Origin of the sequence: Streptomyces sp. Ncost-T10-10d (genome assembly GCF_900091955.1) — a bacterium.
GTDB lineage: Bacteria > Actinomycetota > Actinomycetes > Streptomycetales > Streptomycetaceae > Streptomyces.
Map to the genome: position 1 here is coordinate 1 of NZ_FMDF01000089.1, position 22,716 is coordinate 22,716.

At 70.3% G+C, this 22,716-nt stretch carries 24 protein-coding genes and 1 pseudogene; 6 read left to right on the plus strand and 19 right to left on the minus strand.

Features of this window, described 5'->3' with window-relative positions; genetic code table 11:
• Nucleotides 1-108 precede the first annotated feature (108 nt).
• From fabF to GA0115254_RS13280, 5 genes are all read right to left on the minus strand, one after another.
• Nucleotides 109-1,371, minus strand: a complete 1,263-nt coding sequence (gene fabF, locus GA0115254_RS13260; RefSeq protein WP_093895470.1) for a beta-ketoacyl-ACP synthase II — start codon at nucleotides 1,369-1,371, stop codon at nucleotides 109-111.
• A gap of 77 nt (nucleotides 1,372-1,448) precedes the next feature.
• A complete protein-coding gene (locus GA0115254_RS13265) occupies nucleotides 1,449-1,697 on the minus strand; it encodes an acyl carrier protein (RefSeq protein WP_030925892.1) in 249 nt (82 codons plus the stop codon).
• 63 nt (nucleotides 1,698-1,760) lie between these two features.
• Nucleotides 1,761-2,762, minus strand: a complete 1,002-nt coding sequence (locus GA0115254_RS13270; RefSeq protein WP_093895471.1) for a ketoacyl-ACP synthase III — start codon at nucleotides 2,760-2,762, stop codon at nucleotides 1,761-1,763.
• Nucleotides 2,763-2,775: 13 nt separating this feature from the next.
• The gene (locus GA0115254_RS13275) at nucleotides 2,776-3,690 is read right to left on the minus strand and encodes an ACP S-malonyltransferase (protein WP_093895472.1); all 915 of its coding nucleotides are present in this window, start codon (nucleotides 3,688-3,690) and stop codon (nucleotides 2,776-2,778) included.
• A gap of 89 nt (nucleotides 3,691-3,779) precedes the next feature.
• Entirely contained in the window at nucleotides 3,780-4,979 is a 1,200-nt protein-coding gene (locus GA0115254_RS13280) for a PucR family transcriptional regulator (RefSeq protein ID WP_093895541.1), read from the minus strand.
• Between the two features lie 125 nt (nucleotides 4,980-5,104).
• Here GA0115254_RS13280 and GA0115254_RS13285 point away from each other — a divergent pair, with 125 nt between their 5' ends.
• The gene (locus tag GA0115254_RS13285; RefSeq protein ID WP_093895473.1) at nucleotides 5,105-5,761 is read left to right on the plus strand and encodes a pirin family protein; all 657 of its coding nucleotides are present in this window, start codon (nucleotides 5,105-5,107) and stop codon (nucleotides 5,759-5,761) included.
• A gap of 107 nt (nucleotides 5,762-5,868) precedes the next feature.
• Entirely contained in the window at nucleotides 5,869-6,513 is a 645-nt protein-coding gene (locus GA0115254_RS13290; RefSeq protein WP_093895474.1) for a dihydrofolate reductase family protein, read from the plus strand.
• A 159-nt stretch (nucleotides 6,514-6,672) separates the two neighbouring features.
• Here the strand turns inward: GA0115254_RS13290 and GA0115254_RS13295 are convergent, their stop codons facing one another.
• On the minus strand, nucleotides 6,673-7,263 hold the full coding sequence (locus GA0115254_RS13295; RefSeq protein WP_093895475.1) for a GNAT family N-acetyltransferase: 591 nt from the start codon (nucleotides 7,261-7,263) through the stop codon (nucleotides 6,673-6,675).
• Between the two features lie 288 nt (nucleotides 7,264-7,551).
• Here GA0115254_RS13295 and GA0115254_RS13300 point away from each other — a divergent pair, with 288 nt between their 5' ends.
• Complete coding sequence (locus tag GA0115254_RS13300) at nucleotides 7,552-8,061, plus strand: signal peptidase II (RefSeq protein WP_093895476.1); 510 nt, start codon at nucleotides 7,552-7,554, stop codon at nucleotides 8,059-8,061.
• A gap of 153 nt (nucleotides 8,062-8,214) precedes the next feature.
• Here GA0115254_RS13300 and lgt read toward each other — a convergent pair whose 3' ends face one another.
• From lgt to GA0115254_RS13325, 5 genes are all read right to left on the minus strand, one after another.
• Nucleotides 8,215-9,120 carry a prolipoprotein diacylglyceryl transferase gene (gene lgt, locus GA0115254_RS13305; protein WP_093895477.1) on the minus strand — a complete coding sequence of 302 codons (906 nt, stop codon included), beginning with the start codon at nucleotides 9,118-9,120 and terminating at the stop codon, nucleotides 8,215-8,217.
• A gap of 2 nt (nucleotides 9,121-9,122) precedes the next feature.
• On the minus strand, nucleotides 9,123-9,800 hold the full coding sequence (locus tag GA0115254_RS13310) for a hypothetical protein (RefSeq protein WP_093895478.1): 678 nt from the start codon (nucleotides 9,798-9,800) through the stop codon (nucleotides 9,123-9,125).
• Between the two features lie 8 nt (nucleotides 9,801-9,808).
• The gene (locus tag GA0115254_RS13315) at nucleotides 9,809-10,345 is read right to left on the minus strand and encodes a TetR/AcrR family transcriptional regulator (protein ID WP_093895479.1); all 537 of its coding nucleotides are present in this window, start codon (nucleotides 10,343-10,345) and stop codon (nucleotides 9,809-9,811) included.
• 430 nt (nucleotides 10,346-10,775) lie between these two features.
• Nucleotides 10,776-11,042 carry a DUF397 domain-containing protein gene (locus GA0115254_RS13320; RefSeq protein WP_093895480.1) on the minus strand — a complete coding sequence of 89 codons (267 nt, stop codon included), beginning with the start codon at nucleotides 11,040-11,042 and terminating at the stop codon, nucleotides 10,776-10,778.
• Nucleotides 11,026-11,850: a helix-turn-helix domain-containing protein gene (locus GA0115254_RS13325; protein WP_093895542.1), complete on the minus strand. Its 825-nt coding sequence runs from the start codon at nucleotides 11,848-11,850 to the stop codon at nucleotides 11,026-11,028. The genes GA0115254_RS13320 and GA0115254_RS13325 overlap by 17 nt, the downstream gene beginning before the upstream one ends.
• Before the next feature lie 87 nt (nucleotides 11,851-11,937).
• On the opposite strand from GA0115254_RS13325, the pseudogene GA0115254_RS13330 reads away from it, so the two are divergent.
• A pseudogene (locus GA0115254_RS13330) lies at nucleotides 11,938-12,376 on the plus strand (ATP-binding protein).
• A gap of 6 nt (nucleotides 12,377-12,382) precedes the next feature.
• Here GA0115254_RS13330 and GA0115254_RS13335 read toward each other — a convergent pair.
• Entirely contained in the window at nucleotides 12,383-13,204 is an 822-nt protein-coding gene (locus GA0115254_RS13335; RefSeq protein ID WP_093895481.1) for a serine hydrolase domain-containing protein, read from the minus strand.
• Nucleotides 13,205-13,321: 117 nt separating this feature from the next.
• On the opposite strand from GA0115254_RS13335, the gene GA0115254_RS13340 reads away from it, so the two are divergent.
• Both GA0115254_RS13340 and GA0115254_RS13345 read left to right on the plus strand, forming a co-directional pair.
• Entirely contained in the window at nucleotides 13,322-13,783 is a 462-nt protein-coding gene (locus tag GA0115254_RS13340) for a MerR family transcriptional regulator (RefSeq protein ID WP_093895482.1), read from the plus strand.
• Nucleotides 13,783-14,799 (plus strand): aldo/keto reductase, encoded by a 1,017-nt coding sequence (locus GA0115254_RS13345; protein WP_093895483.1) that lies wholly within the window; start codon nucleotides 13,783-13,785, stop codon nucleotides 14,797-14,799. Before GA0115254_RS13340 ends, GA0115254_RS13345 begins: the two co-directional genes overlap by 1 nt.
• Nucleotides 14,800-14,909: 110 nt before the next feature.
• On the opposite strand, the gene GA0115254_RS13350 is transcribed toward GA0115254_RS13345, so the two are convergent.
• The 7 genes from GA0115254_RS13350 to GA0115254_RS13380 form a co-directional block, all read right to left on the minus strand.
• Nucleotides 14,910-16,118 (minus strand): acyltransferase family protein, encoded by a 1,209-nt coding sequence (locus GA0115254_RS13350; protein ID WP_093895484.1) that lies wholly within the window; start codon nucleotides 16,116-16,118, stop codon nucleotides 14,910-14,912.
• Nucleotides 16,115-17,161 (minus strand): alpha/beta hydrolase, encoded by a 1,047-nt coding sequence (locus GA0115254_RS13355; RefSeq protein ID WP_093895485.1) that lies wholly within the window; start codon nucleotides 17,159-17,161, stop codon nucleotides 16,115-16,117. Before GA0115254_RS13355 ends, GA0115254_RS13350 begins: the two co-directional genes overlap by 4 nt.
• A 173-nt stretch (nucleotides 17,162-17,334) precedes the next feature.
• A complete protein-coding gene (locus tag GA0115254_RS13360; protein ID WP_093895486.1) occupies nucleotides 17,335-18,018 on the minus strand; it encodes a response regulator in 684 nt (227 codons plus the stop codon).
• A complete protein-coding gene (locus GA0115254_RS13365; protein ID WP_093895487.1) occupies nucleotides 18,015-19,346 on the minus strand; it encodes a sensor histidine kinase in 1,332 nt (443 codons plus the stop codon). Before GA0115254_RS13365 ends, GA0115254_RS13360 begins: the two co-directional genes overlap by 4 nt.
• 123 nt (nucleotides 19,347-19,469) lie before the next feature.
• The gene (locus GA0115254_RS13370; RefSeq protein ID WP_093895488.1) at nucleotides 19,470-20,432 is read right to left on the minus strand and encodes a DUF4429 domain-containing protein; all 963 of its coding nucleotides are present in this window, start codon (nucleotides 20,430-20,432) and stop codon (nucleotides 19,470-19,472) included.
• Between the two features lie 84 nt (nucleotides 20,433-20,516).
• A complete protein-coding gene (locus GA0115254_RS13375; protein WP_093895489.1) occupies nucleotides 20,517-21,728 on the minus strand; it encodes an alpha/beta hydrolase in 1,212 nt (403 codons plus the stop codon).
• Between the two features lie 232 nt (nucleotides 21,729-21,960).
• Entirely contained in the window at nucleotides 21,961-22,632 is a 672-nt protein-coding gene (locus GA0115254_RS13380; RefSeq protein ID WP_093895490.1) for a TetR family transcriptional regulator, read from the minus strand.
• Nucleotides 22,633-22,716 lie beyond the last annotated feature (84 nt).

Consider the following 22,716-nt stretch of genomic DNA (forward strand, 5'->3'; position numbering starts at 1 on the left):
CCCGAAAACGCCCCCGCTCCTCAAGCGCCGGATTTCACGGCCGAAGCCTGCCTCCCCCGACTCGGGGGAGGCAGGCTTCGGCGTGGATACCGGGCCGCGGACCGCAGGTCAGACGCTGCGGAACGCCAGGACCACGTTGTGACCGCCGAACCCGAACGAGTTGTTGATCGCGGCGATCGACCCCTCCGGCAGCGGCCGGGGCTCATCGCGCACGATGTCCGCCTCCACCGCCTCGTCGAGGTGCTCCACGTTGATCGTCGGCGGAGCCATCCGGTGGTGCAGCGCCAGGACCGTCGCGACGGTCTCGATGCCGCCCGCGCCACCGAGGAGGTGACCGGTCATCGACTTCGTCGCGGAGATCGCGACGTGGTCGAGATCGTCGCCCAGAACCTTGCGCAGAGCCTTCAGCTCCGCGACATCGCCCTGCGGCGTCGACGTGGCGTGCGCGTTGAGGTGCACGACCTCGGACGGCTTGAGGTCCGTCTGGTCCAGCAGGTTCTGCATCGCGGCGGCGATGCCACGGCCGGTCGGCTCGGGCTGCGCGATGTGATGGGCGTCAGCGGACAGACCCTGGCCCAGCACCTCGCAGTAGACCTTGGCGCCACGCGCGGCGGCGTGCTCCGCGGACTCCAGGACGACGACCCCGGCACCCTCGCCGAGGACGAAGCCGTCACGGCCCGTGTCGTACGGACGCGACGCCTTCTGGGGATCGTCGTTGTTCTTGGACATCGCCATCATGTTGGCGAACGCGGCGATCGGCAGCGGGTGGATCGCCGCCTCGGTGCCACCGGCGAGAACCACATCGGCACGGCCGGTGCGGATCATCTCGACGGCGTACCCGATCGCCTCCGCGCCCGAGGCGCAGGCGGAGACCGGAGTGTGCACACCGGCCTGGGCGTTGACCTCCAGGCCGACGTTGGCGGCCGGGCCGTTGGGCATGAGCATGGGCACAGTGTGCGGGGAGACGCGGCGTACGCCCTTCTCCTTGAGCACGTCGTACTGGTCGAGCAGGGTGATCACGCCGCCGATACCGGAGGCGATGACCGAGCCCAGCCGCTCGGGCTGGATCGTGTCGTCCTCACCGGCCTTGCCGGTGAAGCCGGCGTCCGCCCACGCCTCGCGGGCCGCGATCAGCGCGAACTGCGCCGAGCGGTCCAGCTTGCGGGCGAGCGGGCGGGGCAGTACGTCGCCCGGGTCGACGGCCGCGAGGGCGGCGATCCGGACGGGCAGTTCGGCGAAACGTTCGCCCTCGAGAGGCTTGACGCCGGAACGACCGGCCATCAGACCTTCCCAGGTCGACGCCGAGTCGCCACCCAGCGGAGTGGTTGCGCCGATACCGGTGACGACCACGGTGCGATTGGTCGAGTTCACTGGAAAATCTTCTCCACGTGTAGAGGGTCGTGAATCAGCGGCGCCACCGCCGGGTGGCGACACAGGAGCCGGCCTGATCAGGCCTGGTGCTTGAGGATGTAGTCGGCAGCGTCGCCGACCGTCTTGAGGTTCTTGACGTCCTCGTCGGGGATCTTGACGTCGAAGCGCTCCTCGGCGGCGACGACGACCTCGACCATGGACAGCGAGTCGACGTCCAGGTCGTCGGTGAAGGACTTGTCCAGCTGGACGTCCTCGACCGGGATACCGGCGATCTCGTTGACGATCTCGGCGAGACCGTTGACGATCTCTTCCTGGGTGGCGGCCATGTTGGCGCTCCTTCGATGTGTTTCAGCAGGGTTCGGACGTCCGGACCGGAAGGTCCGGTGTGCCTAGGGGAGAGTAACGACCGTCGCGGCGTAGACGAGACCCGCCCCGAAGCCGATGACGAGCGCGGTGTCGCCGCTCTTCGCCTGACCGGTCGCCAGAAGCCGCTCCATAGCGAGCGGAATCGAGGCGGCCGAGGTGTTGCCGGTGGTCTCCACGTCACGGGCGACCGTGACGTTCTCCGGCAGCTTCAGGGTCTTCACCATCGAGTCGATGATCCGCATGTTGGCCTGGTGCGGAATGAAGACGTCCAGGTCTTTCGGGGCGATCCCGGCCGCGTCCAGCGCTTGCTGGGCGACCTTCGCCATCTCGAAGACGGCCCAGCGGAAGACCGCCTGGCCCTCCTGCGTGATGGCCGGGAACTTCTCCGGGCGCTCGGCGTGGAACTCGTCCCACGCCACGGTCTGCTTGATCGTCTCGGACTTGTCGCCCTCGGAGCCCCAGACGGTCGGGCCTATGGCCGGCACCTTGGAGGGGCCGACGACGACCGCGCCGGCGCCGTCGCCGAAGAGGAAGGCCGTCGTGCGGTCCTCCTTGTCGGTGAGGTCGCTGAGCCGCTCCACGCCGATGACGAGAACGTACTCCGCCGAACCCTCGACGATCATGCCCTTGGCGAGGGTCAGTCCGTAGCCGAAGCCCGCGCAGCCGGCCGAGATGTCGAAGGCGGCGGGCTTGCCCGCGCCGACCTTGTGGGCGATCTCGGTCGCGATGGCCGGGGTCTGCTTGAAGTGCGAGACGGTGGAAACGATCACGGCGCCGATCTGCTCGGGCGTGATCCCGGCGTCGGCGATGGCCTTCCCGGACGCCTCCACGGACATCGCGGCCACGGTCTCCTCCTCGGAGGCCCAGTGGCGGGTGGCGATGCCGGAGCGCGAGCGGATCCACTCGTCGGACGAGTCGATCGTCTCGAGGATCACCTCGTTGGGCACGACACGGGTCGGACGGTAGCCGCCGACACCCATGATGCGTGCATACGGGGCGCCCTGACTGGGCTTGATCTTCGACATGCTCTCGGGCTCCTTAGGCGCCCGCGTGCTCGGAGATGAGCGCGCGGGCCGCGTCGAGGTCGTCGGGGGTCTTGAGCGCGAGGGTCTGCACACCGGGCATCGCGCGCTTGGCGAGACCCGTGAGGGTGCCGCCGGGGCACGCCTCGATGAGAGCCGTGACGCCCATCTCCTTGAAGGTCTCCATGCACAGGTCCCAGCGGACCGGGTTGGCCACCTGGCCGACCAGTCGCGAGATGACCTCGTCGCCGATGGCCACGGGCTTCCCGTCGGCGTTCGAGACATATGTCACGGCCGGATCGGCGATCTTCAGCTTCAGGGCGGCCTCGCGCAGCCGGTCGACGGCGGGCGCCATGTGGTGCGTGTGGAAGGCACCGGCGACCTTGAGGGGCACCACGCGGCGTACGCCCTCGGGCTTGTCCTCGGTCAGCGCGGCGATCTGCGCGGCGGTGCCGGCGGCGACGATCTGGCCGCCACCGTTGACGTTCGCCGGGGTCAGCCCGAGCTTCTCCAGGTGAGGAACCGTCACATCGGGATCGCCGCCGAGCAGCGCCGCCATGCCGGTCTCGGTGACCGCCGCGGCGTCGGCCATGGCGAGCCCACGGGTACGTACGAGACGGAGTGCGGCCTCGTCGCCGATGACTCCGGCGAGGGCGGCTGCGGTGATCTCGCCCACGCTGTGACCTGCGACGACGTCGGGCGACGCGTTGAGCGCGGCGGCGGACAGCAGGCCGGCGGCGACCAGCAGCGGCTGTGCCACCGCGGTGTCACGGATCGCCTCGGCGTCGGCCTCGGTGCCGTAGTGGGCGAGGTCGAGCCCGATGGCGTCGGACCAGGCCGCGATGCGGTCGGCGGCACCGGGGAGTTCGAGCCAGGGAGTCAGGAAGCCGGGCGTCTGAGCGCCTTGGCCGGGAGCGACGAGTACGAGCACCCTCACACTCTCTCTTGTGAACGGTCCGGAACACCCGTGGGGACAGGGACGAAGAACCGTATGGGGAATTGTTGATGTCCGACAAAAGTCTAGGACTGTGGATCTCTGGCGGCCAAGCGTCCCAAAATCAGGGCGATTCGCAGAGTGAACGCCGAGCGGACATCGGAAGGTGACCATCCGGTGACGTCAGTCACACGTCGGAGCCGGTAGCGCACGGTGTTGGGGTGGACGAAGAGCATCCTGGCCGCACCCTCCAGGCTGCTCGCCTGCTCCAGATACACACTCAGTGTCTCCAGGAGCGCAGAACCCGCTTCTTCCAGCGGTCTGTAGATCTCCTCCACCAATTGATCCCGTGCGGCGGGGTCGCCCGCCATCGCGCGCTCCGGCAGCAGATCGTCGGCCAGCACCGGTCGCGGGGCGTCCTGCCAGGCACTGCACGCCCTGAGCCCGGCGGCCGCCGCCTGCGCGGACCGGGTGGCCGCCAGCAGGTCGGGCACCACGGGCCCGGCGACGACCGGACCTGCGGCGTACGGGCCGATCAGCGCCTTCGCGACCTGGAGCGGGTTGTCGCTGCCACCTGCGATGACGACCAGCCGGTTGCCGAGCACCCCGGTCAGGACCTGGAGCTTCGCGTGCCGGGCGGCCCGCCGGATCGCCTCCACCGTCAGTTCGCTGTCGCCGTCCGGGGCCGTACCGAGCAGCACGCACACGTGCTCGGGGGAGTTCCAGCCGAGCGCCGCGGCGCGTGACACGGCGCCCTCGTCGGCCTCGCCGGACAGCACCGCGTTCACCACGAGCGATTCCAGCCGGGCGTCCCAGGCCCCGCGGGCCTCGGCGGCCTGCGCGTACACCTGGGCGGTCGCGAAGGCGATCTCCCGCGCGTAGACGAGCAGGGCCTCCCGCAGCACGGACTCGTCGCCGGGCGCGGCGACCTCCTCGATCGCGGCCTCCATGACCTCGATCGTCGTGCGCACCATCTCGACGGTCTGCCGCAGGGTGATCGCCCGGGTGAGCTCGCGCGGAGCCGTGCCGAACACATCGGTGGAGATGGCCTGCGGGGTCTCCGGATGCCGGAACCACTCGGTGAACGCCGCGATCCCGGCCTGGGCCACCAGGCCGATCCAGGACCGGTTCTCCGGTGGCATCGCCCGGTACCACGGCAGTGACTCGTCCATGCGGGCGATCGCATTGGCGGCCAGCCGGCCGGAGGACTGCTCCAGCCGTTTCAGGGTCGCGGCATGCAGGTGGGCGGCGTTCGCAGCGGGCTGCTCAGGATCGGGTCGGGGCACGAACACAAGACTGCCTTATCGGAGCACGTGCACGGAGGGCCGGGGCGGTGGCGGGTCGTACTGCCGGGTAGTGGACGGGGCTCGCGGAGGGTCACGGACGGCCCGCGCCGGGCTATCGTGGACGGGTGATATCCGTTCAGCGCTCCGACGACCGCTTCACGGGCGGGGACGAGGCCGCCGGCATCGCGTCTCTGCACGCCTTCTCGTTCGGCGCCTTCTACGACCCGGACAACCTCCGCTTCGGCGCGATTCTGGCCTGCAACGAGGAGCGGCTCGCCCCCGGCGCGGGCTTCGACGAACACCCGCACAGCCACACGGAGATCGTCACCTGGGTGGTCGAGGGCGAGCTGACCCACCGCGATTCGACCGGTCACGCCACGGTCGTACGGGCCGGGGACCTTCAGCACCTCAGCGCCGCCGCAGGCGTCCGTCACGTCGAGCGCAACGACGGCGAACGTCCACTGACGTTCATTCAAATGTGGCTGGCGCCGCACGAACCGGGCGGCGACCCCTCGTACACGATCGTTCCCGGCATCGCCGACTCCACCCCGTACGCCCTCCCGGCGGCCGGTGCGATGCTGCACGTACGCAGACTGGCCGCGGGGGAACGCGCGGCGGTGCCGGACGCGGCGCGGGCGTACGTCCACGTGGTGGCGGGGTGTGTGCGGATCGGCGACGAGGACCTGGCACCCGGCGACGCGGCGTGGATCACGGGGGAACAGGGCCTGGAAATGGTGGCGGCCGACGCGGCCGAGGTGCTGATCTGGGAACTGTCGGCCTGAGCCGGCAGGACCACGGGCAGCCCGAATTCAGATCGGTCGCGGCGCGGCGATGAGTTTTGTCGGCCCGGAGAGTCTCACCACCGTTCACGACAACACAGGAGGAACACGTGGCTCAGCTACTGAGAGTCCAGAACTTCAATGTCTCAAGCGACGGAATCGGTGCCGGCGAGGACCAGAGCTTCGAGAGCCCGTTCGGTCACGCCGATCCCGAGAGGCTGTTCTCCTGGGCCGGTGCCACGGCGAGCTGGCCCATGCGTACCGACCCCGGGGGGAGCCGGGGTCTCGACGACCACTTCACTCGGGACTACGACCGCAACATCGGTGCCGAGATCATGGGCCGCAACAAGTTCGGGCCCCAGCGCGGGCCCTGGCAGGACTACGAGTGGCGCGGCTGGTGGGGAGACGAGCCGCCGTTCCGCACGCCGGTGTTCGTCATGACTCACCACGGGCGTCCTTCGTTCACGCTCTCCGACACCACGTTCCACTTCGTCGACGGCGATCCTGCCGCGGTCCTTGAGCAGGCGCGGGAAGCGGCACAGGGCAAGGACGTCCGACTCGGCGGCGGGGTGACCACCATCCGGCAGTTCCTCGACGCCGGCCTCGTCGACACCATGCATGTGGCGGTCTCGCCGGTGAAGCTCGGATCCGGAGTACGGCTCTGGGAGTCACCCGACGAGCTGCTCGACCGGTACCACCTGGAGGTGGTGCCCAGCCCGAGCGGTGTGACGCACCACCTGTTCTGGCGGAAGTGACGAGAGCCCGCTCAGGGACGCCGGAGCCACCCACGAGTGCCTTCCGGTGAATGACACTGAATGACTGCGTGGTTGCGGGCGGGACACCGGGACGGGTCGCCGTGCTCGTCCGCAACCACCGCACGGCCGTGGGCGGCGGGCCCGCGCGTCGGTGAAGCGCTACCGGTCCGCGTCCCAGCGCCACATCGACCACATGGGCGGCCCGGCCCGGAACGTCATCTCCTCCTGCACGGTGAAGCCGTGCCGCTGGTAGAAGGTCAGGTTGCGGCGGTTGCTCGACTCCAGGAACACCGGCCGCCCGTCCGCGTCCGCCTGCTCCAGCAGCCCGCCCAGCACCTGCGATCCGCGCCCTGTGCCGCGCGCGTCCGCGTGGGTGCCGATGTACTCGACGTACCAGTGCGCGGGCTCGGCCGGGTGGCGGTGCTCCAGCGCGAGCAACCGCATTCCGGTCCGGGGCAGTTGGGACCGGCCCGCCCACAGGAGCGTGCCCGCGTTGCGCAGCAGATAGCTCAGCGGCAGCTTCCACTTCCCGGGCTCCGCCCACACCGCCGCCACCGTGCGGTCCGGATCGGTCCACACCCGGCCCGCCGGAATCTGCTGCGCCAGATGCGCGGTGAACAGCAGCCGCAGCCGCCGGTCCCGGTCGTGCGGCATCAGCCAGGACCAGACGGGGTCCTCGGCGTAGGCACTGGCGAGTACGGAGGCGAGCGCCGGGACGTCGGAGGCGGCGGCGCGGACTATGTCGGCCATGGCCGAGGAGGATAGCGGTTCCCTGGGTGCCGAACTCCATCCCACTCGAGTGATCGGCGCAATCGTCGGCTCAGGCGTGCGTACCTGTGCCCGTGACACCGGTGACGTCCCCATCGTTCACCCCCTGATCGCCGGACTCGAACAGCCCGAACAGCTACGGGAACGATCGTGGGCGGCACCACTGACAGTCCGACGGGGCTTCGTTTCGGGAAAGCTGGAAGACGCCTCAAGAGGGGCCGATAGTCTCAGGGAATCCTGGTTCGGACATCGCTACGCACGGAGGCCCTGATGATGCGGTTGGAGCGGGGTTCAGGCCGGCTGTACGGCATGATGCTCATGCTGGCGGCGGTGGTCCTGCTCGTGGACCAGCTCACCAAAATGTGGGCGGTCTCCGCGCTGTCCGACAGCGAGCGCGTCGCCGTGATCCCCCCTCTGATCCACTTCCGACTGCTGTACAACCCTGGCGCCGCGTTCTCCATCGGCACGGGGGCGACATGGGTGTTCACCTTGGCGGCGGCAGCGGCAGTGGTCGGCATCCTCTACACCGCACGCCGACTGGCCTCTGCGGGCTGGGCGCTCGTGCTGGGCGCGCTGCTCGGCGGTGCGGTGTCCCACCTGGGCGACCGACTCTTCCGCGAGCCCGGGGTGGCCCGCGGGCATGTTGTGGACTTCATCGACTACGGCCCGTTCGTGGGTAACGTCGCCGACATCGTGCTCGCCTGCGGGTGCGTCGCGTTGGTGCTGCTCAGCCTGCGTGGTGTGGAGCTCGCCAAGGTGCCGGGCGAAGAATCCGCCTGACCCGGTACTAGCCCCACGTGATCTCGGCATCTCCAACCACGTTCCGCGGCGCGGACTCGTCCATCCGGCAGAAGAGTTCGGCACCGGCTTGCACTCAGCACGGGGCCCCAGGCGAGCCGGGTGTGGCCCGGGCCCGTGGTGGCGCTGACGGTCTCACTTGTCATCGTGCGTCGCTCCTCCTGTTTTGACCGCGACGTCCAGGCGCGGCTCGCCGGCCCTCTCGTTGCGGCCCTCGTCCTTCGGTCGCGACACGTCCTCGATGCCTGGATGGCGGCGGGCCGATACGACGAGGCAGGCGACGGCGCCGAGGAAGACCACGACGGAGGTCCAGTTGTTCAGGCGCAGGCCGAGGAACGTGTGGGACTCGTCGATGCGCAGGTACTCGGTCCAGAACCGGCCGGCCGTGTAGGCGGCGACGTACAGGGCGAAGGTCCTGCCGTGACCGAGCGCGAACCGGTGGCCCGCCCAGAGGACCAGTGCGGCGACGCCGATGTCCCAGAGGGACTCGTAGAGGAAGGTGGGGTGGTACGTGGCGATGTCGAGCGTGCCGGACGGACGGTGCGCGCGGTCGATCTCCAGGCCCCAGGGGAGCGTGGTGGGGCGGCCGTAGAGTTCCTGGTTGAACCAGTTGCCCCAGCGGCCGATCGCCTGCGCCAGGGCTGTGCCGGGGGCGACCGCGTCCGCGAAGGCGGGGAAGGGGATGCGGTGGCGACGGCAGCCGATCCACGCGCCGACCCCGCCCAGGGCGATGGCACCCCAGATACCGAGCCCGCCCTCCCACACGTACAGGGCTCGGATCGGCTCGCCGTGTTCGCCGAAGTACGCGTCGGGGCTGGTGATCACGTGGTACAGCCGTCCACCGGCGAGACCGAACGGCACTGCCCAGATGGTGACGTCCGCGATCACGCCCTGATCCCCGCCGCGCGCAACCCAGCGCCGGTTGCCGAGCCAGACGGCCACGAACACGCCCAGGATGATGCAGAAGGCGTACGCCCTCAACGGAACCGGGCCAAGGTGAAGAACCCCGGTCGAGGGACTGGGAAGGTAGGCGAGATTCATGGTCACTCCGTTTCACTCACTGCCCGACGAGGCCGGCGTCCGAGGGCTGTGCCCAGTGCGGCGATCCAGATCAGCAGCAAGGGCAGGGAGATGAATGCCGTCGGGGTCAGGGCGGTGGACAGGAGCAGGTATCCGATGCCGGACGCGGTAATCGTGGCGGCGAGGGCCCAGCCGACGACGACCTCCCAACGCCGCAACAGCGCGCCGTGCCGGGAGGCCGCACAGGCAGCCGCGGCGAGCACGGCGAACGCGAACATCTTGACACCGTCCACACGCTGAACCGCCTCGAACAGTGTGCCGGTCCTGCCCGGTGACGCCGGATCAGCTCCGGACACCGCGATCAGTTCCATGACGAGTTGCACGCATGCGAGCGCCCCCGCGACTCTCCCGGCCCATCCGGCCGAGCGAGCCGCAGTGTTGTTGGTTGAGCGGGCCCGGTCGAGCAGTCCGGATCCGACGACGAGCAAGGCGGCAGCTGCCACACCGTGGACGAGCAGCGCCTGGGCGACAACCTGGACCGGCCGGTCGGCGTACGCGGTCGTGATCCCGGCGCGTGTGTCACCGACTTCGGGTGCGGCTCCCCATGCGGCGGCGAGCCCGAGAATCCACGCCGCGGCGTGTACGTATCCGGCGGCGCGGGCGGTGATGCCGGTAGCGGGCTCTTCGGCGACTGTGGTCATGCGATGTCCTACCGGGTCTCGTCTCGGATTGCCTGGGCGAACGCATCGCAGCCGGTGCGCCACGCGGCGTCCAGGTCTGCGCCGGGCGGGAAGCGACCGTCGAGTTCGAGCACGACCATGCCGTGCGCGAATGCCCAGAGCGAGCGCGCGATGTGAATGTCGCCGTGCACCGCGTTGGCCAACGGCGTCGCCGCGCGATCTTCGAGTCCTTCGGGAAGCGCGGCGCGGGCGAGCGGCCGACTATGAGTGATGCGGTAGAGGTGCGGGCTGGCGAGAGCGTGACGTCGGTAGGCGCGGGCGAGCACGAGCAGGGGCGGTTCGTCGCCGATCTCGGCTTCGGCGGCCTCCAGTTCCTCAGCCAGCTGGGTCATCCCCTGCACCTGGAGTCCGGCCTCGACAGCGGCCTTGTCAGGAAAGTGCTTGTACAAGGAAGGTGCCCGGATGCCGACGCGCTCGGCGATGCGCCGCATCGACAACGCATCCGGACCTTCGGCGTCGAGCAGTTCCCGGGCGGCGGCCAGGATCTGCTGCGCGCGGTCAGCCACGGCGCTCTTCTCCTGGAACCGTCATCGCCCCGGAGAGGAGCGCCGGCGCCTTCCATGCATCCCGGAAGGGCCGGGTCGGGACACTGCTGCACGGGGTGCTGCTGGCTGTGGCGGTGTTCACTGCAGCCCTCTCACGTTGCGACTGACCGACATGGCTAACGATGTTAGCCGCGTGGCGCCAAGCTACGGCTAACGGCGTTAGCCGTCAAGTCTGGAGGGTGCCGAATTCCGACCTGCCGAGCCTCAACGTCCATGCTGGTGGTTCTGGTCTTCGTCGCCTCGGTGGTCCTACGACCACCCGCATGTGCAGAACATGCAGTGACATGACGCATGCCGCCCGTGGCGGCACGCGTCACGGGGGAGCGGAAGGGGGCCCGGGACGACCATCGGTCATCCCGAACCCCCTTTGCTGTACGGGCTTGCAGCGAATTCAGCGGAGCCCGTCCACGAAGCTCTGCCAGGCATCCGCCCCGACGGTCAGCACGGGCCCGTCGGGGTTTTTGCTGTCGCGGACGGGGACGGCGCAGGGGAGGCCGTCGGCCACCTCGACGCAGTCGCCGCCGGTGTTCCCGCTGTAGCTGGACTTGCGCCAGACCGCGCCGCCGGTGACGGTGCACTCGACGCATTCGCCGCCGTTGGTGCCGCTGTAGGTCGACTTCCGCCACTGTGCTCCGGTCAGGTCATGACTGGTCCCCATAGCGTTCCTCCATCACACGAGCGATCAGTGTCGCCGAGTCCTCGGGGGAGAGGGCTGTGGCTTGCAAGCGAGCGTAGCCGACCGAACGTTCCTTGATCACCTGCGGATTGGCGGTCATGTGCCCCTGGTCGTAGCTCTCCACGTAGAAGAGGTCGGGGTCGTCCTCGAACCTGAGCAGGGTGAACGAGCCCATCATTCCCGTGTGCTGGCCGACGGAGAACGGAAGCACCTGGATCTGTACCCAGGGATCTTCGCGGAAGCCCAACAGCTGTGCCAGTTGGGCACGCATGACGTTGCGTCCCCCAACCTCCTGGAGCAGCGCCGCCTCGCTCAGGATGACCCACAGAGCGGGCGGATTCTCGCCCCTCAAGATCCGCTGGCGTTCCAGCCGGGCCGCCGCCATCTCGTCGACCCTGCTCGGGTGATCGACACCGAGGAGGGCCCGCGCGTACCCCTCCGTCTGCAACAGCCCGTACACCAACTGCGCCTGGTACGTGGAGATGTACGCCGCACGGGCCTCCATGTCCGCGTACGCCTGGAACCAGGTCGGCAACTGGCTGCGCAGGACCAGGCCGACGAGGCGCGAGAACACGCCGCCCGTGCCGAGTGCCGCGTCCACCCGCTCGGAGAAGTCGCGGGTGGGGATCTTCTTCGTGGTCTCGATCTGGCCGATCAGGGAGCCCGTGCAGAAGATGATGTCGCCGAGCTGACCCTGTTTGAGGTTGTGGGCCTCTCTCTGGCGCCGGAGCTCCCAGCCGTAGTAGTCCAGCGGGGAGGCGTGGGGGTCGAGCGTGTGGATGTTGGCCACGGCGGGGGGCACCTCCGGCGTTCAACGCCTCGCGGCGTTCGTTTCCGTACGTAGCCGAGCGTAATCAACCCACTGCACGCTGGTGACATGAATCATGTAATTGATCCGAGCGCAGGAGATGCGGTGGAGGCGACCTACCGCGCCGACTTTGCGATGGGCGAGCACTCGGCCCGGCATCTGCGCCGCATCCTGCGCCTTTACCTCACCGTCTGGGGCCTCCTCGACGTGGCCGATGCGGCCGAGTTGGCGCTCACCGAACTGATCGCCAATGTCGTACGGCACGTCCCCGGCCGCCGTTGCCAGACGCTCATCTTCCTGCTCCCGGCCGGGGGCGTGCGCGTCGAGGTCGCGGACGGCTGCCCGGAACTGCCCCGCCCGGTCATGGGCGATGCGCTTGACGAGGGCGGGAGAGGGCTGGTCCTCGTCGATGCCGTCACCGACCGCTGGGGCGCGGAAACCGCGCCGCGACGGCCGTGGCAAGACGGTCTGGTTCGAGTGTCTGGCCACGAAAGCGGCCGACGGGTGACGCCTTTCAGTGGCCGGAGCGGAGCTCCGCGAGCACGGCGTCCGTGAACGCCGGCCACACCTCGACCGCCCACGGGCCGAAGGCGCGGTCGGTGAGCGCGACGCAGGCCGCGCCCGCGACCGGGTCGATCCACAGGAAGGTTCCGGACTGCCCGAAGTGCCCGAAGGTCGCCGGGGACGAGGAACTGCCCGTCCAGTGCGGCGACTTGTGGTCCCGGATCTCGAAGCCGAGCCCCCAGTCGTTGGGGTTCTGGTGGCCGTAGCCCGGCAGCACACCCTTCAGGCCGGGGTGGACGACGGTCTGCGCGGCGAGCACCGTACGCGGGTCGAGCAGCCGCGGCGCCTGTATCTCCGCCGCGAACCGCACGAGATCGTCGACGGTGGAGACGCCGTCCTTGGCGGGCGAGCCGTCCACCGTCGTCGCCGTCATCCCCAGTGGCTCCAGCACCGCCTGGCGCACGTACTCCGGGAACGGGATGTCGGTGGCCTTGGCGATGTGGTCGCCGAGTACCTCGAAGCCCGCGTTGGAGTAGAGCCGCCGGGTGCCGGGTGCGGCCGTCGTCCGGTGCTCGTCGAAGGCGAGCCCGCTGGTGTGCGCGAGCAGATGCCGGACGGTGGAGCCCTCGGGTCCGGCCGGCTCGTCGAGCTCGACCGCGCCCTCCTCGTACGCCACGAGCGCCGCGTAGGCCGCGATCGGCTTGGTGACGGAGGCGAGCGGGAAACGGTGCGCGGTCGGGCCGTGCGTACCGACGACGGTGCCGTCCGCTCGTACGACAGCGGCTGCCGCGGTGGGGACGGGCCAGTTCTCGATCATCGCCAGGCTCTGCATACATATGAGCCTAAAGGGCCGTCCTGCACGGCTCGGAGGGGGTGGCCCGGCCGTCGCCGAAACCCGTCACCGTTCGTGCTTGCTTAGAGTGCACTCCAAGGTTCTAGCGTGGAGGCCATGACGGTGATGGAGAGCACTTCCGTGAAGGTGGACGTCTGCGCCTCGGCCCCGCGGGCGCATCCGCGCCCCGAGGGTCAGGACCGCTACACCATCAGTGAGGTCGTCGCCTTCACCGGGCTCACCGCGCACACCCTGCGCTGGTACGAGCGGATCGGGCTGATGCCGCACGTCGACCGTTCGCACACCGGTCAGCGCCGCTTCACCAACCGTGACCTGGACTGGCTGGCCTTCGTCGGCAAGCTGCGGCTGACCGGGATGCCGGTCGCCGACATGGTCCGGTACGCGGAGCTGCTGCGCGAGGGCGAGCACACCTTCGAGGAACGGCAGGAGCTGCTGGAGGCGACCCGCCGCGACGTGAAGACGCGGATCGCGGAGCTCCAGGACACCCTCGCCGTCCTCGACCACAAGATCGACTTCTATGCGAGTGCCCGCCGGGCGCCGGAAAGGCCTTGTGCCTGATGACTGACAACAAGATCACCACCGTGGAGCTCGGAAACGGCGGCCCGCAGGTCGGCGTGCAAGGACTCGGCTGCATGGGCATGAGCGAGTTCTACGGGGACACCGATGAGTCCGCCGCCCGCGAGACGCTGGAGACGGCCCTGGCGGCGGGCGTCACCCTCTTCGACACCGCCGATGTCTACGGGAGCGGCGCCAACGAGGAGTTCCTCGCCCCGTTCGTCGGGGCACACCGGGACGAGATCACGCTCGCCACGAAGTTCGCCATAGAGCGCAAGGGCGACGACCCGCACTACCGAGGCGTGCGCAACGACCCCGCGTACATCCGGCAGGCCGTCGAGGACAGCCTGCGGCGACTGAACACCGACGTCATCGACCTGTACTACATGCACCGGCGTGACCCGGCCGTCCCGCTGGCCGAGTCCGTCGGCGCGATGGCCGAGCTGGTCCAGCAGGGCAAGGTCAAGCAGCTCGGGCTGAGCGAGGTGACCGGCGCGGAGCTGCGCGAGGCGTACGCCGTGCACCCGATCGCCGCCCTGCAGTCCGAGTGGTCGCTCTTCAGCCGGGACGTCGAGCGCAGCGCCGTGCCCGCCGCCGTCGAGCTCGGGGTGACCTTCGTGCCCTACTCGCCGCTCGGCCGGGGCTTTTTGACCGGGGCGTTCGCCGATGCCGCCAAGGACCTGTCCAAGGGCGACTTCCGCCAGTACCAGCCCCGCTTCACGGGCGACAACGCGAAGACGAACGCCGCCCTGCTGGAGCCCGTCCACAAGATCGCGGCGGCGCACGGGGCGTCGGCCGCACAGGTGGCGCTCGCCTGGGTGCAGCAGCGTGCCCAGGTGCACGGTCTGACCGTGGTGCCGATCCCGGGTACCCGCAGGAGCAGCCGGCTGCTGGAGAACGTGGCCGCTACCCGGCTCACGCTGACCGCGGAGGAGCTGGCACTGCTGGAGCCGATCGCGGGGCAGGTGGCGGGGGACCGGTACCCGGACATGAGCTCGACGTCCGCCGCGCGCGAGTAGTCGTTTCCGGCGGGCCGGGGCGCCCGGCGATCATGGTGTCCTCAAGCGCCGGACGGGCTTGAAGGATGCCCTCAATCGCCGGGCGGGCCGGGTCTCCCGGCCCCGCACCCCTACGCCAGCCCCAGCGCGTACACCGCGAATCCCGTCGCCAGTAGGCCCGCCACCGCCCGGCGGGCGTTCGCCGCACGCGTACCGGTCTGCCACGGGGCCTCGAACCGGCGCGCATACCGGGCGATCAGCACCAGCAGCCCCGCGAACACCGGCATCCACGCCATCCGGGCCAGGACCCAGCCGACGGTGTCGGGCCCGGTCGTCAGCCCCGGCACCGCACCGGCGAACGACGCCGGGACCGCCGCGGCCAGCATCGCCGTCTGGTGCCAGCACAGGATCGTCATCGCGGACAGATTGATGACGACGACCGGCGCCCACAGCAGCGGCTTGCGCAGCAGCCGGCCGATCCGGTCCCGCAGCAGGATCGCCGCGCCGCTCTGCGCGGCGGCCAGCGCCAGAACGAGCAGCGACGGAGGGTGCGAGTTCGTCCGCGCCTCGCCCAGTACGCCGACCATCGACGCCGGGTAGTGGAAGGCGAGCAGCAGCGCGGCGAACAACACCGTCCCGCCGATCAGCAACAGCCGGGCGCCCCGCCTGCCGATCCGGCCCTCGCCCCAGGAGACGCCGAGCTGGTACGCGAAGAGCCAGCCCGGAAGGATGTTCAGCACGCTCAGCCAGGACGGCATGGCGTCGGCGAACGGCCCATACCGCAGGAAGTCGACGACGGCGACCGAACCGAGCAGCGGCACGGCGGCCCAGCCGCCCATCTTCCGTGCGGCCTCGACGCAGTACGGGGTGAGCGCCGTGACCACCGTGTACACACCGACGAACCACAACGGCTGGATCACCAGCGTCGACCCGGTCCGCAGGGTGTCTCCGGGCACGCCGAGCGTGCTCAGCACCGGGATCATCGCCGCCCAGACTGCGGTCACCCCGAGCACCGGCCTGCCGAGGCGGGCGACGCGTCCGCGCAGCCAGGCCCCGGTGGTGGACTTCCTCCGGTGGTACGAGAGCACGGAGGCGTACCCGCCGACCAGGAAGAAGATGCCCAGCATCTGAAGCACCCAGCTCACTGGGGCGAGGCCGCCGAACGTGGAGAGCGGGCTGGCGTTGTGCAGCGCGCCGTCGCCGTCGAGGCGGAAGCCGCCGAGCAGCCAGTGGCCGGTCGGGACGGCCAGCAGGGCGAGGGCGCGCAGGCCGTCGATCGCGCGGTCGCGATGGGCGGGGGTACGAGCGTCGATGCGCTCAGCGAGAGCAGTGAGACTCATCGGGCTTCCCCCTCCGTGATCGAGGCGAAGGCGCGGAGCGAGTCCGTGCCGGGGGCGAAGTAGCCGGTGTGCCCGTGGGCGTCATGGGTCGGCACGCGGCGTGCGCCGAACTCCGGGCCGGTCGGATCGGGGCCGTGTCCCAGGCCCGCCACCTCGACGTTCGGTACGTCATCGATCCAGTCCGTGGCGTCCTTGGCCGCCCAGACCCGGGCGGTGGTGTGCAGATCCTCGACGTCGTCGGCGCGCATCCCGGGCGAGCCGAGGGCGACCAGGTCCGTGGCGTGCAGCCGGGACGCGGCGAGTCCGCACACGACGGAGCCGTAGCTGTGGCAGAACACGGCGGCCGCGGGCACGCCGTCGGCGGCCAGCCCGTCCGTGAACCGGGTCAGCCGGTCGGCGCCCGCCTCGGCGAGCGAGCCCGTCGCGGCATCGATGCCGATGCCGACGGGAGTGGTGTAGCCGGCCCAGGCGACGACCGCGCTGCCGCGTCCGGTCTCCGCGTACAGGGATTTCGCCATGCCCGCCGGGGTGCCGTACACATCGTTCGTGCGGTCGAAGGTCCCGGCGTCGATGTCCGAACCCGGCACCACGACCGCCACATGGCGCGCGGTGCTCAAGTCCCCGAAGACCTCGGCGACCTGACCGCGTCCGCGCGGGTCGAAGGCGAGGATCTGCCGGTGTCCCGATCCGGTGAGATGCGTGTATCGGGGGTCGTGACCGGCCCGCAGTGAACGGGCGTTGGCCCGGTAGCGCAGTGCGACGGGTACGCCGTCCAGATTCCCGACGACGCGTGGGTGCCGTACGACCAGGGTCTGTTGCTGTGCGGCGGTCAACCCCCGGAAGAACCGGCTCACTTCAGCGGGTGCGGCCTGCTCGGGGTCGGGCAGCTCCCGCCCCAGTACGTGATCCGCGCGCCAGGCCGCGGTGCCGGGGGGTGGCCCGGTCAGGGCCTGCTGTGCGCTCCCGGACGCCCAGCCGGCCGTACCCGCCACCACGGTGGTCGCCAGGGCGACTGCGACCAGAGTCCTTGCGTAACGGCGCATCCCGTCCCTCCCTCTCCGGCTGACCCGGCTCCCGCACGCCGTTCGGCGCGACGGGGAGGAAGGTAGGAAGGAGGTGGGTGCGGGGGCGTCGCACCCAGGAGCCAAGTGCGGGTTGATACCCGGGTAGGGGGTGTACGGGGGGACTGCCGGAGAGGCGGGCGGGGGGAGACCCCCTACTGCTCTCCCGGTACCACCACTCCCGCCTCGTACGCGAAGATCACCGCCTGCGCGCGATCCCGCAGGTCCAGCTTGGCGAGCACCCGCCCGATGTGCGTCTTCACCGTCTGCTCGGCCAGCACCAGCCGCCCCGCGATCTCCTGGTTGGACAGCCCCCGCGCGATCAGCTCCAGCACCTCCGTCTCGCGCGGAGTCAGCGCGTTCAGCCGCAGCGCCTGCCCGCTCCGGGCGGCTCCGGACGGCCCCTGCCGGGCGAAGTCCGCGATCAGGCGCCGGGTCACGGACGGCGCCAGCAGCGCCTCGCCCGCCGCGACCACCCGTACCGCCGAGATCAGATCCGCCGGCGGCGCGTCCTTCAGCAGGAAGCCGGACGCCCCGGCGCGCAGCGCCTCGTACACGTAATCGTCCACGTCGAACGTGGTGAGCATCAGCACCTTGGGCAGGTGCGTCACCCCCATCGGCGGGTTCAGCAGCTCGCGGGCCGCCGCCAGGCCGTCCATCTCGGGCATCCGGACATCCAACAGGACCACGTCCGGGTGGACCCTCCGGCTGACGTCGACGCCCTGGCGCCCGTCCGGCGCCTCACCGACCACGTCGATGTCGCTCTGTGCCGAGAGCAGTGCCGCGAACCCCGCCCGCACCATGGCCTGGTCGTCGACGATGATCACGCGGATGGTCAAGAGTCCTCCGAGGTCGGGGGCGGAGCGGGGGCGAGAGGCAGCCGCGCCGCCACCCGGAAGCCGCCGTCGGGCAGAGGTCCGGTGTCCAGCGTGCCGCCCGTCAACCGTACGCGTTCCCGCATGCCGACCAGGCCGTGCCCGGTCCCGGTCGTCTCCAGCGGCGAACCGGGCTGCTCCGGCCGGTCGTTGACCACCAGCACGGTCAGGTGCTCGCCGTCGGACGTGATCGACACCCGGGTCCGCGCTCCGGGCGCGTGCCGGACCACGTTCGCCAGGGCCTCCTGCACGATCCGGTACGCCGACAGATCCACCGCCTGCGGTACGTCCGGCAGATCGGCGGACAGCGACAGCTCGGCCGGCAGCCCCGCCCGTACTGTCGCCTCCACCAGCTGCTGCACCCGGTCGAGCCCCGGTTGCGGCGCCCGCTCGCCCTCCGTGCCCTCGCTGCGCAGCACCGTCAGCAGCCGCCGCATCTCCGCGAGGGACTCCCGCGCGCTCGCCGCGATCGCACCGAATTCCTCGCGCGCCTCCTCGGGCAGCCCGCTGATCCGGTAGGGCGCGGAATCGGCCTGGACCGTGATCACGGACATGTGGTGCGCGACCACATCGTGCAGCTCGCGGGCGATCCTGGTGCGCTCCTCCAGCAGTGTCCGCTGCGCCCGCTCGGCCTCGCTGATGGTCTCCTGCTCGGCGAGCCGACGCTGCGCGTCGCCCCGTTCCCGCAGTGCCGCGCCGATCACCAGGACCACCGCGCCGAGGATCACGAGCAGCAGCGCGCTGCCGTTGCTGCGCTCCGGCGAGATCAGGTGCAGGACCAGGCTCGCCGCACCCGTCGCCACCCAGACCGAGATCAGCGTCCGCCGGGTCTCGCGCAGGGCCAGCGCGAGCAGCACGAAGAGATAGCCGACCAGGGTGGGCGGGGGCCACGGCCAGATGTCGAACTTGTGGACCGGATACCCGAGCAGCGCGGCCGCACCCAGGATGTCGGCGGGGAAGATGATCCACCAGGCCTGCAGCGGCCGGTGCGCCAGCATCAGGAGCGGCGCCGCCTGCGCGACGGCCAGGGCTCCCGCCAGTCCTCCGTTCACGCCGTACGCCTCGGTCAGGATATTGATCGTGACCGGGATGAAGGTAGCGACGAGAGCGAGGACGACGACGTACGGCAGCAGCCGCTGCCACCGTTTCGGCGCGTCCGCCAGGAGCGGCGTCGCGGGATGGGACGGGCGGGCGAGCCCGTGGGCGAGCTCGCGCAGATTGCGTCGGGCAGCGCTCACCAGGCCGTCGGTGACGGGCGGTGGGGGCGGCCCGTGCGGCGGGGAAGTGGACATGGCTTGATCAGCGTAGGCATGGAGCGGCCCGATGGCGTCATACCGGGGTTCCCGTCCACCGCCGCACTTCTCGTACGGGAGTACTACCGGCGAGCCGGACGCCGGACATCCGACACCCCACACCTACAGCTCGGCGAGCAACTGGGCCTTCTTCGCACTGAACTCGTCATCCGTCACCAGGCCCGCCCGGTGCAGTTCCCCGAGGTGCCGGATCCGCTCCGCGATGTCCGCGGGATCGCGCCGCCCCACGCCTGCCGGTACGGCGGCCGGCGCGGCGGGAGCCGGCTGCTTCCTGCGTACGGATTCCAGTACGGCCGCGGCGAACGGCAGTGACTCGTGCACCGGGCCGTAGCCGAGGCCGAAGACCACGGCGGCCGGGTCCTGGTCGGCCCGGGCGGGACGGTGGGCCATCGGCTGAGCGCTCTGCACCGTGCCCGAACCGAGCCTCGTGCCCGGCTCCGTACCCATGCCGAGGTCGGTACCCGGTCCCGGAGCCGCACCTTCCTGGCCTCTCGGCACCAGCCGCAGATAGCCGTCGAAGGCATCCGGCGAGCGCCACTCGACGCCGCTCAGCTCCGTCACCGGGAATGTCTGGTCGCCGGCCTTCCACTTCGCCGTGGAGGCACCCGTCCAGAACCACCGGAAGGAGACCCGGTCCCCGTCGAAGCCGGCCCGGCCGTCGTACGCCTTGAACTGCATCGGCGCCTCGGGGGCCGCGACCAGGAACCGGCCGGCGGGCTCCGCGGCGTCGGGACCGAGCAGCGCGCGCAGTTCGTCCGCGTAGTACTCGGCGAGCGTCTCGCGCTCGGCGGGGAGCACCAGCCGGTACGGATCGCAGCCGTCCTTCAACTGCCCGGCCGCGGCCTCCAGCAACGGGTCGGCACCGGGCCTCGGTACCGCGTGCAGGACCACCGTGCCCCGCTTGCCCGGGGTCAGCGTCACCGATGACAGCGCCGCGTGCGGGACACGGCGCTCACGCAGGCTCTGGAAGAGCTTCGGCGTGCGTATCCCCCGTTCGAAGCGGATGAGCACGCAGTCGGTGTCGAACTCCCAGGTGGCATGAATTCCGGCCAGCACATCACCCATGTGCCTCATCGTATGCGGCACTTGCCCGCACGTCCCCCTCGGCGTAGGTCCCGATGTGTGGCCGACCATGGCTCGCTGTGCCGGTCAGATCCCCTGGCCGCCGGTGACTCCGTCGCGGCAAGCGCTGTCGGAGTTCGCACACCTGATCGAGCTGTAGGCCCCCACACCGATCGAAGCGAAGTTGCTGAGGCTCTTGGTGCCCGGCTCGAAATAGCCACTGTGCCCGACCGCGTCGGCCGCCGAGACGATCCGTGCGCCGAAGCCCGGGTCGACCGGATCGGCACCGTGCCCGAGACCTCCCAGCTCCAGGTTCGGTACGTCCTCGATCCAGTCGTCGTGGTCCCGCATCGCCCACACCCTGGCCCGGGTGTGCAGCTGCCCCGCGTTCTCCACCCGCATGCCGGGGCTGCCCGCGACCGCGATGTCGGCGACCCTGGAGGGCAGTTCATGTGCGGCGACACCGCACAGCACCGAGCCGTAGCTGTGGCAGAACAGCGAGACGGGGGCGTCCCCGGGCAGCGCGCCCACCAGCGCGTTCAGCCGCACCGCCCCGCGCTCGGCGAGGTTCCCCAGGGCCGCGTCCATACCGATTCCGGCGGGCGTGGTGTAGTCGGCCCAGGCGATGACGGCGGTACGGGTGCCGGGGCGCGCGGCGCGCTCCGCCGCGTACAGCGACTTCGCCATACCGACCGGCGCGGCATTCACCCTGGGGGCGGACCGCTCCAGCGTCAGCAGGTTGGTATCGACGCCGGGCACGATCACGGAGACCCGGTCGGCCCGGTCGAGATCACCGAACACCTCTGCGGCTCGGCCCTTCCCGGACGGGTCGAAGGCGAGGATGTGCCGTCCCTCGGCGAGCATCGACTGGAAGCGGTTCATCCGGCGGAGCGCCTCGGCGCGGCCGTCGGGGGAGAGCCTGGCGTCGTGCATGCGCTGCCGCTCGACCTTCCGCGCCTGCACCAGAGCCAGCCGGTTGGCGTGGTAGCGCAGGGTGACCGGGGCGCCGTTCAGATTGCCCACGACCAAGGGGTACTTGTCGGCCAGACCGGTGCGCTGAGCGGCCGTGAGCGTGGCGAAGAACTGCGCCAGCCGGTTTGGCGGTGCGTCGGCGTCCGGCAGCGTACGACCCGCCACGTGGCCCCGCGCCCAGGAGGCGAGCGCGACGGTGCGTGGCTCGTCGGAGTGTGGGTGACGTACGGCGGTCCAGCCAGTGGTCGCCAGCATCACGAACACAACCGCGACGGCGAGCAGCGCGCGCCATGCGGTGAGCGTGGGGGAGGAGTCGAAGGAAGTCACTCCGGCCCACATTAGGAGACGCGCGACGGCAGCCGTGACGAGGGTGACACACATCACCCGCCTGTCGGGAATTCAAGACGGTTCATTTCACGCTGTGTTGGTGCGGCGCGCACGCTCGGGCGCGCGGAATGCCCCCGGAGCGTCGCATATGACCATCGGGGCAGGGCGGTTGTGAAGTCGGTCATGCCGCGGCGGTGAGGCGTGCGGCACATCGGACGGAGTTTCCATGTTGCTACCCCGGCCCGGCGTCGGCCCCCGCCCGCCAGTTCCCGGCCAGTGCCGGTCCGAGCTGGTCCAGGTACATCTCGGTCAGCTCGCGCAGCGAGTCCACGCTGGTGTCCTGCCCCTGCCCCCAGAGCTGCCCGGTCACCCGCATCACCCCGGAGAACGCGGCCACGGCGACCCTCGGCCGGGGGTCCGTCTCCACGTCGAGCCCCTCACGCTCGGCGATCAGCCGCGCGACCTGGTTCTCCAGATCCACGCTGCGCCGCAGGTGGGTGGCGAGCAGCGACGGCGTCGACTCGATCATCCGGTACGTACGCATATGGAGTTCGACCGTGACGATCGCCTCGATCGCCTCACCGATACTGTTCCAGGTGCAGAGGACCGCGCTGCGCATCGCCTCGAACGGGGCTTCCGCGGCGGGGCGCCGGCGCAGCTCCGAGAGGAAGTGCGACTCCTCCATCTCCTGGATGGCGAAGGCGGCCTCCTCCTTGCCGGCGAAGTAGCGGAAGAAGGTGCGCTGGGAGACCTCGACGGCGTCGACGATCTCGTCGACGGTGGTCTCCTCGTACCCCTGGCCGGTGAAAAGATCGAGGGCGGCGTGCAGCAGGGCGTCCCGGGTGCGTCGCTTCTTCCGTTCGCGCAGTCCGGTCGGATGCACGGCCCGCTGCCCATCGGTCACTTAAGTGGCCCTCTTTCCCCTGCTTTGTCCAGCTCAGCGTACCTGTGAGCTACGTGACAGTTACCGGCTTGTGAAATGGTTTGT